Source organism: Haloferax sp. ATCC BAA-644 (assembly GCF_000336975.1).
Taxonomy (GTDB): domain Archaea; phylum Halobacteriota; class Halobacteria; order Halobacteriales; family Haloferacaceae; genus Haloferax; species Haloferax volcanii.
Window position 1 is genome coordinate 21,258 of the sequence record NZ_AOLF01000026.1, and the last position, 18,383, is coordinate 39,640.

Genomic DNA, 18,383 nt, shown 5'->3' on the forward strand with positions numbered 1-18,383 from the left:
CCGCATGGCATCCGCGCTCCGCGACCGCCTCGCTCCGGTCCTCCCGTCGCTCGTCGTCGCGGCCGGCGTCTTCCTCCCGTGGATACAGGTCGACCCGGCCCACGAGGGGCCGGTCATCGACGTCTACTACGGCGGCATGGGAAACGGGCTGGAACTCGTCCACGGTATCGTCCTCCTCCCGACGGTCGTCGTGCTTTCTCTCGCCGCGCTCGCCGGACGGCGCTCCCGACGCGCGGAACTCGTCGTCGGCGTCGTCGGTACCGTCGCAGTCCTGCGGTTCATCCAGCTGTGGGACGAGACGTTCGTCTCGGCGGCCGGCGCGTGGGTGACGCTCGTCGGCTGTCTCCTCCTCGCGGGCGTCGCCGCCGTCGACGTGGTCCGCGAGCGAGGACTGCCGACGCTCGCCCGGAGCCCGTGAGCGACTCGCCCGGCTGAAAAAGAGTCGGCTCGCCCAGACTCAGTCGAGGAGCGACCGCGCGATAATCTCTTTTTGAATCTCGCTGGTTCCCTCGTAGATGGTCGTAATCTTCGAGTCGCGGTAGTACCGCTCCACGTCGAAATCGGTGGTGTAGCCGTAGCCGCCGTGGACCTGGACGGCCTCGTTGGTCACGTCGACCGCGGCCTCGCTGGCGAAGTACTTCGCGATAGACGCCGCAGTCCGCGGGTCGTCGCCGGCGTCGGCGACGCGGGCGGCCTCGCGGACGAGCATCCGCGAAGCGTGGACCTGCGTTCCCATGTCCGCGATTTTGTGGCGAATCGCCTGAATCTTCGAGATGGGCTTGTCGAACTGCTCGCGCTCGGTCGCGTAGTCGATAGCGTCGTCGAGCGCGGCCTGCGCGAGTCCCACGGCCTGCGAGGCGATGCCGATGCGACCGCCGGTCAGAATGCGGAAGGCCGCAGAGAGGCCCTTGCCCTCCTCAGTAAGCCGGTTCTCGGCGGGGATGCGCACGTCGTCGAAGAGCAGCGCCGTCGTGTCGGACGCGCGGAGGCCGAGTTTCTCTTCTTTCTTGCCGACCTCGTAGCCGGCCGACTCCGGGACGAGGAACTGCGTGACCGACGAGGGGTCGTCGGGGTCGGTCTTGGCGAAGAGGATGCAGACGCCGCCGCGCTGGCCGTTCGTTATCCACTGCTTTTTCCCGTTGATGACGTACTCGTCGCCCTCGCGCCGGGCGACCGTCGACATCTCCGCGGGGTTCGATCCGGCGTCGGGTTCGGAGAGGCCGAACATGCCGACCGGTCGGCCGCGAGCCATCTCGGGGAGCCACGTCTCCTTCTGCTCGTCGGTGGCGAACTCGGCGATACACTCGGTGGCGAGGCAGTGCACGGAGAGCGCCGTGGCGACGGCGAGTTGGCCGTAGGCGACCTCCTCGTTGACGACGGCGTAAGTGGCTCGGTCGGCGCCGAACCCGCCGTACTCCTCGGGGACGGTCAGGCCGGTCAGGTCGAGGTCGGTGAGGCCGTCCCACACGTCCTCGGGGAACGTCTCCGTCTCGTCGGCCTCGCGCGCGGTCGGGCGAATCTCCTCGACGGCGAACTCGTGGACCACGTCGCGGATGGCCCGTTGCTCGTCGGTCAGACCCGTGGCAGACCCTACGGTTTCCATGGTGGTGAGTACGGACCATCATTGAAAAAGATGATTGAACCGCGAGTCGTCCGTCGGGCGTCAGCACGCCACAGTCTCGGTCGCTGTGCGGGGCGTCGCTCAGTCGCGTACGTACGCCAGCACGTCGTCGGCCGGCGCGCCGAGACCGCCGCCCTGCGCGAACGTCGGCCCGCCGCCGCCACCGCCGCCGAACTCGTCTGTCACCTCGGCGACGACCTCCCCGGCGGCCGCGTCGCCGGTGCTGGCGACGACGACGAACGGCGCGTCCGACTCGCCGACGGCGACGAACACGTCTACGGCCGCTCTGTCGCGGGCCTCTTTGGCGGCCTCCCCGACCTCGTTCGCGTCGAAGCCGGAGACCGAGCCGACCTTCCACGTCAGCCCGTCGCGCTCGACCGTCTCGAAGTCCGAGAGGCGAGCGCGCAGTACCTCGGACTTCAGGTCCGCGAGTTCGGACTCCAGTTCTTCGCGCGCGGCCGCGGCGGTGGCGGCTGACTCTCCGAGGCCGTCGAGGTTCGTCCCGAGCGCTCGGGCGGCCTCGTAGGCGGACCCGCGGACCGCGGCGCGCCGGTCGATTGCCGAGGCGCCGACCGCGAACTCGACGCGGGTGAGACCCTCGCCGGGGTTCGACCGGCCGAGCACCTCGACCGGCCCGATTTCGACGGTGTTCGAGACGTGCGTGCCACCGCAGGCCGCCCAGTCCCAGCCGTCGATGGAGACGACCCGAACGGTTTCGGACTCGGAGAAGACGCCTTCCTCGGTCTTGACGTTGAACGCGATTTCCTCGCGGTCGCCGGCCTCCACGACGGGAATCTCCTCCCACGACACCTCGCGGCTGTCCCACACCGCCCGGTTGACGAGGCGCTCCAGTTCGACGAGCGCGTCGTCGTCGACCTCGGTCGAGGTCTCGAAGTCGACGCGGACCTTTTCGGGGGAGATGTCGAACCCCCCGTAGCCGAGGTCGTCGAAGATGCGGCGACCCGCGCCGTAGAGGACGTGACTGGCAGTGTGCGCCCGCATGCAGTACGTCCGGAAGTCGTCGTTGACGACGCCAGTCACCTCGTCGCCAGCGGCGAAGTCAGGGTCGGCCGCGAGGTCGTGGACGACCGCGCCGTCGGCGTCCGTGCGGACGTGTTCGACGTCGACGCCGCCGAGAACGCCCCGGTCGGCGGGCTGGCCGCCGCCTTCTGGGTAGAAGTACGTTTCGTCGAGGACGACCGACCGACCGTCGACGCGCGTCACCGTCGCGTCGAACGCCCGGACCGTCGGGGAGTCGGGTGCGAGTGAGTCGGACATATGCGCGTCGAGACGCCCGACCGAGAAAAATCGTGCTACTCGTCGACGAGGGTCACGTCGAGGCGCTCTTCGAGCGCGCGGATGGCCGACCCCCCGACGTTCGCCCGCGTGGCGCGGCCCTGCTCGATGGCGAGCAGTTGCTTCTCGTCGAGGTCGAGTTCGTCCGCGAGTTCGGCGAGCTGGAGCCCGGCGTCCTGCCGGGCGGATTCGACGACGCCGCCGTAGCCGGAGACGAGGTAGGGGAGTCGGTCTTTCTCGTAGTTCGTCCCTTTTTCCTCCCAGTGTTTGGAGTCGCCTTTCGCGCTGTCGTACAGTTTGGCGGTGCGCTGGGCGGCGCGCTTCTTGCGGTTCCCCGAAGAACCGTCGCGAGAGGCGTCGCTCGACCCGCTTTTTCGGTCCGCGTGGCGGTTCTCGCCGTGCGGCGCGCAGTCCGGACAGACCAACAGGTCCGCGCCGGCCACGTTCGCGCGCCGGAGCTTCGCGGTGCTTCGGCCGCAGAGTTCGCAACTGTCGCCGTCGCCGCCGCCACCGCCCCGATTCGTCGAGTACTTGGCCATGCCGCGTGTTACTCGTTCGACCCTTTTAAACTCGCGGCACGGGGATGCGGCCGAGACCGAGGTCGACGGTTGCACGGCTGCTGGCCGGTGAACACCGAAAAACCCAGAGAGGAGTCCCTCTCAGGGGTGTAGTTTCGTGGAAGGATTGTGCGTGGGTGATGTCCGTGTAGGGACGTCACCTGCATCATTCGGCGGCTACGCCGCCTCATTGCGGACTGTGAGTCCGCACATGCGATGCGTGGGACCGGATTTGAACCGGCGGACCTCTACAGGACAGCGCCCTCAACGCTGCGCCGTTGGCCTGGCTTGGCTACCCACGCTCGCTGTGTCTTGCTGCACTCTCCGTTACCCCGCGGTAATTTAAATGACTTTCCTTTCGCCTCGGCAATGTCGGGCGTTTGCAGGCGTCGTACCGCGGTCGGGCGACCGAACGATTTTGGCCTCGCGGCCCCGGAGTTCGCCCATGGAGTTCCGAGCACGCGACCACGTCCGCGGACTGACCGCTCTCCTCTCGGTGCTGTCGCTCGCGCTCGTCTTCGGCGCGGCGCTCGGCGCGATTCCCCGCGCCGCGATTCCGACCGCGCCGGCGGCCGCGCTGAACGCGATTCCACACGTCAACGCGGTCATCAGCACCGTCGCCATCGTCACCATCCTCGCCGGCGTCCGGTTCGTCCGGCGCGGCGACATCGAGCGCCACCGGCGCATGATGCTCGCCTCGTTCCTCCTGTTTGCGACGTTCCTCGTCCTCTATCTCTACAAGGTCGTCGTTCAGGGGACCGCCGAGTTCCCCGGCCCCGACGCGGTCTATCAGTTCGTCTACCTCCCGACGCTGGCGATTCACATCCTTCTGGCCGTCGTCTGCGTCCCGGTCGTCTACTACGCCCTGCTGTTGGCGCTGACGCGACCGATAACCGAAGTCTTCGGAACTGAACACGCTCGGTTCGGCCGCGTCGCCGCCTCGCTGTGGCTCGTCTCGTTCGTCCTCGGAAACGTCGTCTACGTCCTCCTCTACGTCATCTACTGAGGAGGGACGGCGAGCGCCGTCGCTCGGGCGTTCGAAGGGAGTACCCGTCCGACGCCCGCTGCGGAGCGCGCGGCCCGAGGGCCGCTGGTGCGGACGGGCGGTAGTACGTGGTGCGACCGGCAGGTCACAGTGACGGGGCGTGCGAGCCCTCCCGCGGCGTCCGCCCCGTCGATTCGCACTCCGTACTCCGCTCGCACCCCGGTCCTCGGCGAGTCGGAGTACGGTTCGAACGACGGGCACGAGAGAAAAGAACGGCCGCGTTGATTATGCCATCGCGGCTCTCGGTGACTGTCTTCTGTGGCGATAGGTCGGGTGGGTCGGACGGGAGTCGGTGAGACTCAGTCGCTCAGCGGCGCTTCGGCGCCGACGACGGGGCGGCTCACGTCGCGGTCGGTCTCCTCGCCGTCGATGTCGTAGGGGTACTCGCCGGTGACACAGCCGAGACAGAGGTCGCTTTGGGACTTTTCGAGCACTTCGGCCACGGAGTCGATAGAGAGGTAGCCGAGGCTGTCGGCGTCGATGGTGTCGCGGACCTCCTCGACCGACTTGTCCGAGGCGATGAGCTCCTCGCGGGTGGCCATGTTGATGCCCATGTAGCAGGGCGCGACGATGGGCGGCGCGCCGATGCGCATGTGGACCTCGGTCGCGCCGGCGTCGTACAAGAGTTGCACGAGCTGGTTCGAGGTCGTCCCGCGGACGATGCTGTCGTCGATGAGCGTGACGGACTTCCCCTCGACGGTACTCTTGATGGGGTTGAGCTTCAGGCGGACGGCGCGCTCGCGCTCGTCTTGGGTCGGCATGATGAACGTCCGGCCGACGTAGCGGTTCTTCATCAGCCCCTCGGCGAACTCGACGGTCGCGTCGTCTTCTTGGGCGGCCTCGGCGTAGCCGGAGGCGAACGCGCGGCCCGAGTCGGGGACGGGCATGACCACGTCGGTGTCGACGCCGTTTTCGTCCCAGAGCTTCCGGCCGAGTCCACGGCGGGCCTCGTAGACGAGCGTGTCGTTCATCACGGAGTCCGGGCGGGCGAAGTAGATGTGCTCGAAAAAGCAGTGGGCCGTGTTGTCGCGTTCGACCAGTTGATACGAGTCGAAGCCGGAGCCGTCGGGTTCGAGGACGACGAGTTCGCCCGGTTTCACGTCGCGGACGAGTTCGCCGTCGAGCGTGTCGATGGCGGCAGACTCGGAGGCGAGCACGTAGCCGTCGTCGACTTTCCCGATGCAGAGCGGGCGGTTCCCCTCGGGGTCGCGCACGCCGAGGACCGTCTCGTCGTGCATGATTGTGAGCGCGTACGAGCCGTGAATGCGCTCCATCGTTCGCTTGACGGCGCGGACGAGGTCCTCCTCGAGGAGGTTGCGCGCGAGGTCGTGGGCGATGACCTCGGTGTCGCCCGTGGAGGTGAAGGCGTGGCCGAAGTTCTCCAGTTCGTCGCGGAGTTCGTCGGCGTTGACGAGGTTGCCGTTGTGCGCGAGGCCGAGCGACCCCGACTTGAACGAGACGGCGAACGGCTGGGCACACGACTTCGACACGTCGCCCGCGGTGGGGTAGCGGACGTGGCCGATGCCCGCCTCGCCCTTCAGACCGTCGAGGTCGTCGGCACCGAACGCGTCGCCGACGAGCCCCATCTGGACGTGACTGTGCTGTTGGAACCCGTCGTGGGTGACGATGCCTGCGGACTCTTGGCCCCGGTGCTGGAGGGCGTACAGCGAGTAGTAGAGGGGCCGTGCGGCGTCTCGACCGCCGAGTGCGACGCCGACGACACCGCACTTCTCGGTCGGTCCGCCGATGTGGTGGTGGGAGTCGTCCCGCCCAGTTACCATGGAAGATGATAGAGAGTCGAGGGGGTAAAAAACCCGTCCTTATGCAGTAACCACGGGGTCTCAAACCGATAAATATCCACGTTAGTGCATATGTTTGCGGAGCGGGGCGGCGACTACGAGCCGGCGCGTAACCCGACGAGAACGGAAGCGGCGCACCCGTGGCTGGCCTCATCGGCCGCGGCGACAACGTCGGCTCAGGGCGGTAGCGGTTGTCAGCGAAGTGGTGAGAACTGCACGCAGGTCGGGAGTGGGACGCCGTACTCGGTGCTAGCGAGTGTCACAGGGTCGGAAACGAACCGGGAGTCAGGAACGCGGGTTCGTTCTCGCCGCAGACGGCGAGAGAGAAGACAGAGACGGTCGGAGACCGCCGAGAGTCGTTAGTTGTCGCCGGACTTCGACTGCCAGGCGTAGCTCCGACGCTTCTTCGACTTACCGAAGCCGCAAGACGAGCAGACCTTCTTCTTCACATGGTAGGACTTCTCGCCGCAGCGACGGCACTTGACGTGCGTCGTCTTGTTCTTCTTTCCTTGGCTGGGGGTTCCTGCACCCGTCATGCTTTGATGGTGACGACGTTATCGCCGCGTATAATGGTTGTGTCTTGGACTTGCTCGAGTTCGATATCCCCGGGCACGGTGTCTTCGTCCAGCGCTTCTTCGAGTACGACGTTCATGTGCTGGTCGTAACCAGCGAGGACGCCGAAGTACGCGTTTCCGTCCTTGAGGAGAACCGTCACCGGCTCGTCGAGTGACGCTTCGAGGACGTCGAGGGGTCGGCCGCTCATGCATCAAATCCGTCTCGTAGTTGTCTTAAATGTGCCGGACCGACAGTGCGGAGTCGCGTCGAATCCGACCGTCCGGGTCGAAATCGTCGTCGAACGGGGAGAATCCTCGTCTCATGTGAGACGTTCTCTCACGATCTCGGGCGTGCGGGCGCGATGAACCCACGTAGTTTTTAGTACCCCCGCGAGTAGAACTCAGTACCAGAAACCCGCGGGTAAGTGCGGGCGCGCCCACATCGACCGGTTCGGGCCGTCTCGTACGCGGGGTCATTCGACCGACGAGCTGCAAGACGCCGGGGCCGGTGGCCCCCAGACACCCGTCTTTCCGTGAGCACCTTCGCCACATCGTGGCTTTCGATGCTCGGAATATCGAGACACACAAACCATGGAAATCGAAATCGCAACCATAGGCGGATACGAAGAAGTCGGCCGTCAGATGACGGCCGTCCGTGCCGGAGACGACGTCGTCGTCTTCGACATGGGTCTCAACCTGTCGCAGGTCCTCATCCACGACAACGTCGAGACCGAAAAGATGCACAGCCTCGACCTCATCGACATGGGCGCTATCCCGGACGACCGGGTCATGAGCGACCTCGAAGGAGACGTGCAGGCCATCGTCCCCACGCACGGCCACCTCGACCACATCGGGGCCATCTCCAAGCTCGCCCACCGCTACGACGCTCCCGTCGTCGCGACGCCCTTCACTATCGAGCTGGTGAAACAGCAGATTGAGGGCGAGAACAAGTTCAACGTCAACAACGACCTCGTCAAGATGGAAGCCGGATCGACGATGTCCATCGGTGACTCCGGACAGGTCGAACTCGAGTTCGTCCACGTCACTCACTCCATCATCGACGCCATCAACCCGGTCATCCACACGCCCGAGGGCGCAATCGTCTACGGCCTCGACAAGCGCATGGACCACTCGCCGGTCCTCGAAGACCCCATCGACATGAAGCGCTTCCGCGAAATCGGCCGCGAGGGCAACGGCGTGCTCGCGTACATCGAAGACTGTACGAACGCCGGCCGGAAGGGCCGAACGCCCTCCGAGTCCGTCGCGCGCCGCCACCTCAAAGACGTGATGACCTCCGTCGAGGACTACGACGGCGGCATCGTCGCGACGACGTTCTCGTCGCACATCTCCCGGGTCTCCTCGCTCGTCGAGTTCGCCAAGGACATCGGCCGCCAGCCGGTCCTCCTCGGCCGCTCGATGGAGAAGTACTCCGGCACCGCCGAGCGCCTCGGCTTCGTCGACCTCCCCGACGACCTCGGGATGTACGGCCACCGCAAGTCCGTCGACCGCACCTTCAAGCGAATCATGAAGGAGGGCAAGGAGAACTACCTGCCCATCGTCACGGGCCACCAGGGCGAGCCGCGCGCGATGCTCACCCGCATGGGCCGCGGCGAGACGCCCTACGAGATCGACGACGGCGACAAGGTCATCTTCTCGGCGCGGGTCATCCCGGAGCCGACGAACGAGGGCCAGCGCTACCAGTCCGAACGCCTCCTGCGCATGCAAGGCGCGCGCATCTACGACGAGATTCACGTCTCCGGCCACCTCCGAGAGGAGGGCCACTACGAGATGCTGCAGGCGCTCCAGCCCCAGCACGTCATCCCGGCTCACCAGAACCTGAAAGGCTTCGCTCCGTACGTGGACCTCGCGGAGAGTCAGGGCTACGCCCTCGGTCGCGACCTCCACGTCACGCGGAACGGCAACATGATTCAGCTGGTGGAGTGATGACTCCCGACGCGACGGAAAAGCGGGTGCTCGAGGCGATTCGCGAGCGGCGCGAACTCGTCAACGACGCGCTCGACGAGGACGTACCGATGGCCGAGCCCGAACGGCTCTACGAGGCCTCACGGTACCTCCTGAAAGCCGGCGGCAAACGCCTCCGGCCGACCGTCTCCCTCCTGACCGCGGAGTCCCTCGCGGACGTCGAACCGATGTCGGAGGACTACCGGGCGTTCCCGACGCTCGCGGGCGACCCCATCGACGTGATGGTCGCCGCCGTGAGCATCGAGGTCATCCAGTCGTTCACGCTCATCCACGACGACATCATGGACGACGACGACCTCCGTCGCGGCGTCCCGGCGGTCCACAAGGAGTACGACAACTCGACCGCCATCCTCGCCGGCGACACGCTGTACGCCAAGGCGTTCGAACTGCTGACGAAAACCGGCGCTGACCCGGCCGACGGCCTCGAAGCCGTCCGCCGGCTCGCGACCACCTGCACGCAGATTTGCGAGGGGCAGGCGCTCGACATCGAGTTCGAGCGCCGCACCGAGGTGCTCCCCGACGAGTACCTCCAGATGGTCGAACTGAAGACGGCGGTGCTCTACGGGACCGCGGCCGCCGTTCCGGCGGTCGTCATGGGCGCTGACGACGAGGTCGTCGAGGCGCTCTACCAGTACGGCATCGCGTCCGGCAGCGCGTTCCAGATTCAAGACGACGTGCTCGACTTGACCGTGCCGTCCGACCAGCTCGGCAAACAGCGCGGCTCGGACCTCGTGGAGAACAAAGAGACCATCATCTCGCTTCACGCCCGCCAGCAGGGCATCGACGTGGACGACCTCGTCGACGCCGAGACGGCCGAGGAACTCACCGAAGACGCCGTCGAAGCCGCCGTCGCCGAACTGAACGAGGCGGGCAGCATCGACTACGCCCGCGAGATGGCCGAAGACCTCACCGAACAAGCCAAGTCGCGGCTCGATGTCCTCCCGGACAACGAGGCCCGCGACCTGCTGTGCGACATCGCGGACTACCTCATCACCCGCGGCTACTGAGCGCGCGGCGCACCCCGCGCCCACCGCGAGCCGCAGTCGTGCGGGCTTTTCTTTCGACCGTCCGCCACCGAGCCCCGCCGCAACTCATATCTACTCTGAAATGCTAACATATACCGTACCCCTGCCCGCGCGAGGAGCCGTCCCCGCAATCCGGGCCTGTTTTTAGGCGCGCCGCGGAAGCGAACGGTAATGGACGACGAGCTTCGAGAGCGCATCGAGCGAGCGGCCGAGAAGCACGCGCTTCTCAACGCGGTCAAACACGACAGCGACGCCGACGTGGGCGCGATTATGGGCCCGCTGATGGGCGAGAACCCCGACTTCCGCCAGCACGGCGGCGAGATTCCGGGCCTTATCGGCCCCGTCGTCGCCGAGGTCAACCGGCTGTCGGCGGGCGAAAAGCGCGAGCGACTCGAAAACCTCGCTCCCGAGGAACTCGCCGAGATGGAAGCCGAGGAGGAAGCGGACGACTCGCTGCTCCCCGACCTTCCGAACGTCGAGGCGTACGACGAGGTCCGCATGCGCGCCGCGCCGAACCCCAACGGCCCGTGGCATCTCGGCCACGCCCGCATGCCCGCGGTCATCGGGACGTACAAGGAGATGTACGACGGCTCCTTTATCGTCCGGTTCGACGACACCGACCCGGAGACGAAGCGACCGGACCTGACGGCGTACGATGCCATCCTCGACGATATCGACTACCTCGGGTTCGAACCCGACGACGTGATTCGCGCCTCCGACCGCGTGGAGACGTACTACGACCACGCCCGCGAACTCATCGAGATGGGCGGCGCGTACACCTGCTCGTGTTCGGGCGAGACGTTCTCGAACCTGAAGAACGACGGGAAGCCGTGTCCGCACCGCGACAAGGACCCCGAGACGACCCGCGAGGAGTTCGAGGACATGGTCGAAGGCGAGTACAGTTCGGGCGAGATGGTCCTCCGCGTCAAGACCGACATCGAACACAAGAACCCCGCGCTGCGCGACTGGGTCGCCTTCCGCATGATAGACACGCCGCACCCCCGCGAGGAAGCGGCCGACTACCGCGCGTGGCCGATGCTCGACTTCCAGTCCGGCGTCGACGACCACCTCACGGGCGTCACCCACATCATCCGCGGTATCGACCTCCAGGACTCCGCGAAGCGCCAGCAGTTCGTCTACGACTACTTCGGCTGGGACTACCCCGAAGTCGTCCACTGGGGCCACGTGCAGGTCGACGCCTACGACGTGAAGATGTCCACGTCAAGCATCAAGAAGCTCATCGACGCGGGCGAGGTCGAAGGGTGGGACGACCCGCGCGTGCCGACCATCAAGAGCCTCCGCCGCCGCGGCATCCGCGGGCAGGCCATCGTGGACGCGATGGTCGGCCTCGGCACCTCCACCTCGAACGTCGACCTCTCGATGTCGACGGTCTACGCGAACAACCGCGACCTCGTCGACGACGACACGGACCGGTACTTCCTGGTTCGGGACGGGGAGGCGTTCGCCGTCGAGGGCGGCCCCGACAGCGCCCACCCGCCGCTCCACCCGAGTTTCGAGGAGCGCGGCACCCGCGACATCTCCGTCGGCGACAGCGTCCTCCTCGAATCGGGCGACGTGCCCGCCGAGGGCGAGCGCGTCTGGCTGAAGGGCTTCGGCGCGGTCCGCCGCGAGGGCGACTCGCTCGTCGCCACCGGCGACGACCTCGACGTGGTCCGCGAGGGCGACGTGGCCGTGATTCACTGGGCACCGTCCGACGGCGTCCCGGTCCGCATGCGTACCATGGACGGCGACGTGACGGGCGTCGCTGAACCCGACTTCGGTGACGTGCCCGAAGACGAACTCGTCCAGTTCGAGCGCGTCGGCTTCGCCCGCGTGGACGACCGCGGCGACGACGAGACGGTCGTCTACTTCGCGCACAAGTAGGTCGAGCGACGGACAGTCGCTTTCGACACGAACACTCGTTTTACCCACCCCCGCCTAAGGAGCCGTATGACCCTCCTCGACCTCACCCGCCGCGTCGAAACAGGGATGCCGACGTACCCCGGCGACCCGCCGGTCGCAGTCGAGTCGCACGCCGACTTCGAGGCCGACGGCTACCGCGTCTCGCGGCTCGAACTCGGAACCCACGCGGGCACGCACGTCGATGCGCCCGCACACACCGAGCCGGACGGCGCGACGCTCGACGACTTCCCGGTCGACGACCTCCGGTTCACCGCTCGCGCAATCGACTGTCGAGGCGCGGGACCCCGCGGTCGAATCGGCCCGGACGCGATTCCCGAACGCCTCGAACCGCGCGTGGATTTTCTCGTGTTCCGAACCGGCTGGGAAGACGAGTGGGGGACCGAACGCATGGCCGACCACCCGGCACTCGCGCCCGAGACGGCGCGGGCCTGCGCGGACCGGGGGCTGTCTGTCGGCATCGACGCGCTCAGTCCCGACCCGACCGGCGGCGACGGCGTGCCCGCCCACCACGCGATTCTCGGGGCGGGGCTCCTCGTCGTCGAGAACCTTTGCGGGTTGGACGCGCTCCCGACCGACCGGACGTTCGACCTGTACGTCATGCCGCTTCGGGTGGACGCCGACGGCGCGCCCGCGCGGGTCGTCGCCGACGCGGAGACGGGGCTGATTCGGCGGCGAGACGAGCGGTGAGTCGGCGGGAACGCGAAAACCGGCCTGCGCTCAGAGCACCACGGTCAGGACGAACCCGACGAGCATCGAGAACGTCAACAGCGCCTGCACCGCCGCGGTGGCGAGGACGCCGACGGTGGCGACGAGGGCGCGCCGACCGCTTTCTTCCGCGTCCTGATGGTCGAGGTATTCGAGGGCGAAGACGGTGCCAGCGACGCCAACGAAGATGCCGAGCGGGCCGATGAGGAACATGAGCAGGAAGCCGACGACGCCGGCGACAATCGAGGTTCGGGTCGACGCGCCGCCGAACCGCGCGGCGACCATCCCGCCGGCGTAGTCGGTGACGAGCGCGACGAGGCCGACGAGAGTGAGCCCGACGAACGCGATGGGACCGGGCTCCGAGAAGCCGGTCGACACCCAGTAGACGGCCACGCCGACTACGGAGAGGAGCGCGCCGGGGAGAAGCGGAAGTACGCTCCCGACGACGCCGAGGACCAGGAGGGCGAGCGCGACCCAGAGGAACACGTCCATACCGGGGTGGTTCGGGCCGGGGGCTATTCACCCCACCGAGTGGGCGCGTGAGGACGTGGGGGGAGGTCGAGGCCGCGGGGCGTGAGTAGAGAGCGGTTCGCGCGCCGCGCCGCCGGAGCGCCGCCCGTTCGGGGGATAGTTTATTGCCTCTACCGGAATATGTCACTAAGAGTCATGGCTATCGACCCGCAGTTCGAGACAAACAGGGAGAAGGTCGGTGAGGAAAACGGCGTGGCCGTCTGGGGACCGGTCGACCCGCCGGAGAAACACGGCATCCACGGCACGCACGTCGCGGTGGACTTCGACATCTGCCTCGCCGACGGGGCGTGTCTGGAGGACTGTCCCGTGGACGTGTTCACCTGGGTCGACACGCCGGGGCACCCGGAGTCGGACATCAAGGCCGAACCGACCCACGAAGACCAGTGCATCGACTGCATGCTCTGTGTCGACGTCTGCCCGGTCGACGCCATCGACGTCGCCCCCGGGCGAGCGGGACGCATCTGAGGGAAGAAACCCCGGTTTTTTGCGGGCGGTGACGCCGACAGCGACCTCTGTGAGCGGCGCAGACGTTCCAATCACCTAGCACAAAAGATTATTATGAATATGAGCTAGCATTAACTGGAGAGTGTTCTCAATGCACATGGTGGTACTTACCAAAGGTGTGCCCGACTTCCGGGAGGGCCAGGTATCGTTCGACGAGGACGGGCATCTCGAACGGGGGAAGACGCCCACAGTGATGAATCCGAACGACCGCTTCGCGCTGGAGGCGGCGCTCCAGACGCGGGTTCGACACGGCGGGCGCGTGAGCGTGATGAGCATGGGGCCGCCGGGGTACAAGGAGGTGTTACAGGAGGCGATGGAGACGGTGTACGCCGACGACCTCCACCTCGTCTCGGACCGCGAGATGGCGGCCGCCGACACGTGGGCGACGGCCATCACGCTCAGCGCGGGCATCGAGACGCTCGTCGAGCCGGACGTGGTGTTCGCCGGGTTCAAGACCGCGGACGGGGAGACGGGCCACACCGGCCCGCAGACGAACTGGTGTCTCGACATGCCGCTCGTCACGCACGTCATCTCCCTCGACATCGACGAGGATGAGAGGACCCTGCGCGCCAAGCGACTGGTCGAAGGCGACATCGAGGAGATAGAGACCGTCGAGACGGAGCTTCCGGCGTTCGTCGTCGCGGACCCCGAGTTCGAGCCGTCGTATCGGACGGCGGGCGAGCGCCTGACGCTGAAGGACCTGCGCGAGGAGACTCGAGCGCGCGCCGAGAACTACGAGGAGCACCTGACGGTGCGGGACCACGCCGACATCAACGTCGACCCGGACTACATCGGCCTCGACGGCTCGCCGACCATCGTCTCGTCGGTGGACCCGATTCCGAAAGCGCCGGCCGAGCGGGAGGCGACGATGGTCGACCCCGACGACGCGGGGGCCATGCAGGACGTGCTGACCGCGATGCAGTCGGCGGTGGGCGACGGCGACGGGGACGCCGCGGCCGCGGGGGGTGACTAAGCGTGACCGACTTCGACCCCGGCGACTACGAGATTTCGGAGCTCGGCCCGGCTATCAAGGATATCGACGACCTCGGGGAGTTAGAGGAGATTCTGCAGGCCGAACACCGCGGGCAGAACCGCGCGCCGGCCGTCGCGCTCATCGAGAGCCGCATCGAGAAGTTCTCCGAGGACGAGGAACCGGCCGACGCCGACGGACTGGACCTCGCGTCGATGAGCACCGCGGAGGTCGGAAACGCCCTCCAGAGCGTCGAGGAGGTCTCGGAGCTCGAATCGCTCCTCGAACGCGAGGAGGCGGGCGAGAACCGCGACCCGGTGAAGCGGCTCATCAGCAACCGCATCGACTCGGTGACGGGAAGCGACGAGGAAGACACGGAAATCGAGGTGGACGACCGGACGCCCGAGGAGCGCCACCCGGACCTCGACCACCCGACCCGCGACAAGCGGCACGTCCGGTCGCTCCACGGGGGAACCTACCGCGATATGTGGGTCTACTGCGAGACGCAGGCGGGCGAACTCGTGGACGTGTCGAGGGAGATGCTCGGGAAGGCCCGCGAACTGATGGACAGCTACAACGACGACTACGATGGCTCCGAGCGGGTCGTCGCGGTGCTCATCGGCGCCGACGTGTCGAAGCACGTCGAGGAGGTCATCGCCCACGGCGCGGACGTGGTCGTCGTCCGCGAGGACGCCCGACTCGAACGCTTCCAGCACAAGCCGTACACCGAGATATTCTGCGACATGGCCCGCGCGGGCGCCACCCACCAGAACTTCGAGGTCACGGACGGCCGCGACGAGTCGTGGCGCGACTACGACAAGCCGCGGTACGTGCTGTTCCCGGCGACGAACAACGGCCGAGACCTCTCGGCGCTCGTGCAGGCCGAACTCGACTCCGGCCTCGCCAGCGACTGCTCGGGGCTCTACATCACGGAGGAGGTCATCTCGAACCCGGTCAAGACCGGCGTCGCCGGCGAGAAAAAGGAGTTCCAGCGCGTCCTGCACATGAAGCGCCCGGACTTCTCCGGCTTCGAGTATTCGACCATCCTCTGTATCGACAACCCGACGCGAGAGTTCCACCCGCAGGGCGCGTCGGTCATCCCGGGGAGCTTCGACGTGCCCGAACCGGACCACGAGCGCGAGGGCCTCGTGGTCAAACACGACGCCCCGCTCGACGACGACTGGTTCCGCGTCACCGTCACCGACTACGACCGACTGGACGGGGGTATCGACCTGACCGGCCACGAGGTCATCGTCGCGGTCGGCCGCGGCATCGGTGACGACCCGACGAAGGGCATCGAACTCGCCTTGGACCTCGTCGACCAGTTCGAGGACGCCGAGGTGGGCGTCACCCGCGGCATCGTCACGGGGTCGTTCAACTTCGACGGCCACGTCGAGCAGTACACCCACGAGGACAGACAGATAGGCGAGACGGGACAGGTCGTCGCGCCGAAACTCTACGTCGCGGCGGGCATCTCCGGCGCGGTCCAACACAAGGTCGGCATGGACGAGTCCGACACCATCGTCGCCGTCAACACGGACCCCGACGCCCGCATCCGCGACTTCTCGGACTACTTCATCGAGGGCGACCTGTTCGAGGTGCTGCCGCGGCTGACGACGGCGCTCAAGGAGGGTCGGTTCGAGGCGGCGGTGGCGAGCGACGGGGGGCGCGCGGCATCGACGCCGCCGGCCGGAACGCCCGGCGGGGGCGCTGGCGCTGGCGCGGCCGCGGACGACCGGGGTGAGTCGCGATGAGCGACTACGAACACTACGAGGCGCTCGTCGTCGGGGCGGGTCCCGGCGGCGCGGCGGCGGCCGCGACGTTCGCCAACTACGGCATCGAGACGCTCGTCCTCGAACGCGGCGTCGAGGCGGGGTCGAAGAACGTCTCTGGCGGACTCATCTACGCCGAGGAGTCCGCGCCCTACACCATCGACGACCTCTTTCCGGGCTTCCGCGAGGCGGCCGCCGAGCGGCCCATCACGAAGTACCGCATCCACAACATCGCCGGCGACAAGGTGGAGTCGTTCGACCTCACGGACCTCCACGAACACGACACCGAGTGGTCCGACTCGGTCCTCCGGCGGAAGATGGACTCGTGGCTCGAAGACCGCGTCCACGAGCGGACCCGCGAGACCGGCGGCGGCCTGCTGACGGGCGTCCACGTCAACGGCCTGCTCCGCGAGGAGGGTCGCATCGTCGGCGTCACGCTCGACGAACTCGACCCGATAACCGCCGATATCATCGTCGCGGCCGACGGGGTGAACTCCGAACTCGCCCGCGACGCGGGCCTGATGGACTGGGACGAACCCGACGAGTGGTTCCAGGGCGTCAAGGCCGTCGTCGACATGCCGGAGGACGCCATCGCCGACCGGTTCGACGTGGCGGAAGACGAGGGCGCGGCGCACCTGTTCTCTGGCGACCTCTTCGAGGGCGTCCGCGGCGGCGGTTTCCTCTACACGAACCGCGACACGCTGTCGCTCGGGACGGTGTTCCACCTCGACAGCCTCGTCGCGGAACAGGCCGAACCGCACGAGCTACTGGACGGGCTCTTGACCCATCCGTTGCTCGCGCAGTGGCTCGGTGACGACTACACCGAACTGGAGTACAGCGCGAAGCTCGTGCCCGACTCGAAGAAGGTCGCCCTGCGCGAACCGCACTTCGGCCGCCTGCTCCTCGTCGGCGACGCGGCCGGCCAGATGCAGGCGCAGGGGCCCATCATCAAGGGCATGAACCACGCCGTCACCGCCGGCGCGCTCGCCGCGGAGTCGTACGCGCAGGCCAAATCGCGCAACGAGCCCGAAAAAGCAGGGACCCGCTACGCCCGCAAACTCCGGAGCGAGGGCGTGATGAAGAAGCTCCGGCCTCGCGGCTACGAACTGCTCCGCGGCGTCACCGAAGACGACGGCGTGACCAACGTGGTCGACAGCGTGCTCACCTCGGCGGTCGGGCGCGCCGGCGTCCGGGCGCTCTCCGGGCGGCTCGAACGCCTCTACAACGTCCCGACGCTGTCGGCGCTGATGCCGGACACGCGGACGCCCTACGTCACGCTCCCGACGGTCATCGCCGAGGAGTTGGGGACGCGGGTCCGCGACCAGAGTTCGGTGACGCCGCCGGACCTCGAAGCCCGCATCGGCGGGCTGACCTACGACACCGACATCGGCAGCCCGCACATCACGCTCCGCGACGAGTCCTACGAGGCGAGCGGGGCCGCGGTGGCGGCCTGCCCGGTCTCGGCGGTCGATTTCGGCGGCGGCTGTTACCGCGAGGAGGTCGTCCGCACCAACGGCTCCGAGGAGCGCGTCGTCAGCCTCGACACCCAGCCTTGCGTCGAGTGCGGCACCTGCGCCGTCGTCGCCGACACCGACTGGAGCCACCCGCGCGGCGACAAGGGCGTCGAGTTCAAGTGGGGGTGACGGGGGTGAACCGATGAGCGGCGACGCGGCCCACCCTGAGTCCCGCCCCGGCTCCCGCCCCGTCGCTGACGGCCGCGGGGCCGCGGAGCGCCACCCCGAAGACGTTCGATTCGGCGAGCGCGCCAGAGCCCTCGCCGCCGAGGCGCGGGAGGCGCGGGAGTCGTTCGAGTCGCCGCCGTCGTCAGCCGCTGACCGGCGCGCGCTCGAATGCGCCCGCGACGGCGTCGGCCCGGCGGTGTCGCTCTACATCCGCGCGCGGACGGGCGACCGGCAGGTCTCGTTTACCGGCGAGGAGTTCGAACTGCTCCACCGGGCGATGAACGACTGGCTCGCCATGTACGCCCGGTGCTACGGCGTCGACCTCGACGCGGACTTCACGGTCCGCGAGGCAGCCGAGGTCCTGCTCCGAACCCACGACGCGGTCGACACCGCCCAACCTGTCTCTTATACACATC

At 67.5% G+C, this 18,383-nt stretch carries 18 protein-coding genes and 1 tRNA gene; 11 read left to right on the plus strand and 8 right to left on the minus strand.

Translation table 11 applies throughout. The features are described 5' to 3' along the window. The first annotated feature begins 4 nt into the window (after positions 1–4). Entirely contained in the window at positions 5–418 is a 414-nt protein-coding gene (locus tag C458_RS12170) for a hypothetical protein (protein WP_008576071.1), read from the plus strand. A 39-nt stretch (positions 419–457) separates the two neighbouring features. Here C458_RS12170 and C458_RS12175 read toward each other — a convergent pair whose 3' ends face one another. The 4 genes from C458_RS12175 to C458_RS12190 form a co-directional block, all read right to left on the minus strand. Continuing rightward, entirely contained in the window at positions 458–1,603 is a 1,146-nt protein-coding gene (locus tag C458_RS12175; RefSeq protein ID WP_008576072.1) for an acyl-CoA dehydrogenase family protein, read from the minus strand. A 99-nt stretch (positions 1,604–1,702) separates the two neighbouring features. Further along, a complete protein-coding gene (locus C458_RS12180) occupies positions 1,703–2,899 on the minus strand; it encodes a DHHA1 domain-containing protein (RefSeq protein ID WP_008576073.1) in 1,197 nt (398 codons plus the stop codon). Positions 2,900–2,934: 35 nt separating this feature from the next. After that, a complete protein-coding gene (locus C458_RS12185; protein WP_004042922.1) occupies positions 2,935–3,456 on the minus strand; it encodes a multiprotein-bridging factor 1 family protein in 522 nt (173 codons plus the stop codon). A 235-nt stretch (positions 3,457–3,691) separates the two neighbouring features. Further along, positions 3,692–3,776: transfer RNA gene (locus tag C458_RS12190), tRNA-Leu, on the minus strand. Between the two features lie 143 nt (positions 3,777–3,919). Between C458_RS12190 and C458_RS12195 the strand changes: the two genes are divergently transcribed. Beyond that, positions 3,920–4,480, plus strand: coding sequence for a DUF420 domain-containing protein (locus tag C458_RS12195; protein ID WP_008576075.1), 561 nt, complete (start codon positions 3,920–3,922; stop codon positions 4,478–4,480). Positions 4,481–4,818: 338 nt separating this feature from the next. Here the strand turns inward: C458_RS12195 and purF are convergent, their stop codons facing one another. From purF to C458_RS12205, 3 genes are all read right to left on the minus strand, one after another. Continuing rightward, on the minus strand, positions 4,819–6,300 hold the full coding sequence (gene purF / locus C458_RS12200) for an amidophosphoribosyltransferase (protein ID WP_004061396.1): 1,482 nt from the start codon (positions 6,298–6,300) through the stop codon (positions 4,819–4,821). 377 nt (positions 6,301–6,677) lie between these two features. Next, positions 6,678–6,854 (minus strand): 50S ribosomal protein L37e, encoded by a 177-nt coding sequence (locus C458_RS17925; protein ID WP_004042936.1) that lies wholly within the window; start codon positions 6,852–6,854, stop codon positions 6,678–6,680. Further along, positions 6,851–7,081 (minus strand): LSM domain-containing protein, encoded by a 231-nt coding sequence (locus C458_RS12205; protein WP_004042938.1) that lies wholly within the window; start codon positions 7,079–7,081, stop codon positions 6,851–6,853. Before C458_RS12205 ends, C458_RS17925 begins: the two co-directional genes overlap by 4 nt. 382 nt (positions 7,082–7,463) lie before the next feature. On the opposite strand from C458_RS12205, the gene C458_RS12210 reads away from it, so the two are divergent. The 4 genes from C458_RS12210 to C458_RS12225 all read left to right on the plus strand — a co-directional run bounded on the left by C458_RS12210 (position 7,464) and on the right by C458_RS12225 (position 12,490). Next, complete coding sequence (locus tag C458_RS12210; protein WP_004061394.1) at positions 7,464–8,816, plus strand: ribonuclease J; 1,353 nt, start codon at positions 7,464–7,466, stop codon at positions 8,814–8,816. Continuing rightward, positions 8,816–9,862 (plus strand): geranylfarnesyl diphosphate synthase, encoded by a 1,047-nt coding sequence (gene idsA3 / locus C458_RS12215; protein ID WP_004042941.1) that lies wholly within the window; start codon positions 8,816–8,818, stop codon positions 9,860–9,862. Before C458_RS12210 ends, idsA3 begins: the two co-directional genes overlap by 1 nt. A gap of 189 nt (positions 9,863–10,051) precedes the next feature. Continuing rightward, positions 10,052–11,764, plus strand: coding sequence for a glutamate--tRNA ligase (locus C458_RS12220; RefSeq protein ID WP_008576079.1), 1,713 nt, complete (start codon positions 10,052–10,054; stop codon positions 11,762–11,764). A gap of 66 nt (positions 11,765–11,830) precedes the next feature. Next, on the plus strand, positions 11,831–12,490 hold the full coding sequence (locus C458_RS12225) for a cyclase family protein (RefSeq protein ID WP_008576080.1): 660 nt from the start codon (positions 11,831–11,833) through the stop codon (positions 12,488–12,490). 30 nt (positions 12,491–12,520) lie between these two features. Here the strand turns inward: C458_RS12225 and C458_RS12230 are convergent, their stop codons facing one another. Next, positions 12,521–13,000, minus strand: coding sequence for a DUF456 domain-containing protein (locus tag C458_RS12230; RefSeq protein ID WP_008576081.1), 480 nt, complete (start codon positions 12,998–13,000; stop codon positions 12,521–12,523). Positions 13,001–13,174: 174 nt separating this feature from the next. Here C458_RS12230 and C458_RS12235 point away from each other — a divergent pair, with 174 nt between their 5' ends. The 5 genes from C458_RS12235 to C458_RS12255 all read left to right on the plus strand — a co-directional run. Beyond that, positions 13,175–13,504, plus strand: coding sequence for a ferredoxin family protein (locus C458_RS12235; RefSeq protein ID WP_008576082.1), 330 nt, complete (start codon positions 13,175–13,177; stop codon positions 13,502–13,504). 130 nt (positions 13,505–13,634) lie between these two features. Further along, positions 13,635–14,516, plus strand: coding sequence for an electron transfer flavoprotein subunit beta (locus tag C458_RS12240; RefSeq protein ID WP_049896863.1), 882 nt, complete (start codon positions 13,635–13,637; stop codon positions 14,514–14,516). A 2-nt stretch (positions 14,517–14,518) separates the two neighbouring features. Further along, positions 14,519–16,267: an electron transfer flavoprotein subunit alpha/FixB family protein gene (locus C458_RS12245; RefSeq protein WP_008576084.1), complete on the plus strand. Its 1,749-nt coding sequence runs from the start codon at positions 14,519–14,521 to the stop codon at positions 16,265–16,267. Further along, positions 16,264–17,928 carry an FAD-dependent monooxygenase gene (locus tag C458_RS12250; RefSeq protein ID WP_008576085.1) on the plus strand — a complete coding sequence of 555 codons (1,665 nt, stop codon included), beginning with the start codon at positions 16,264–16,266 and terminating at the stop codon, positions 17,926–17,928. The genes C458_RS12245 and C458_RS12250 overlap by 4 nt, the downstream gene beginning before the upstream one ends. Positions 17,929–17,941: 13 nt before the next feature. Next, the coding region (locus C458_RS12255) for a hypothetical protein (RefSeq protein WP_008576086.1) at positions 17,942–18,383 on the plus strand (442 nt) is incomplete at its 3' end.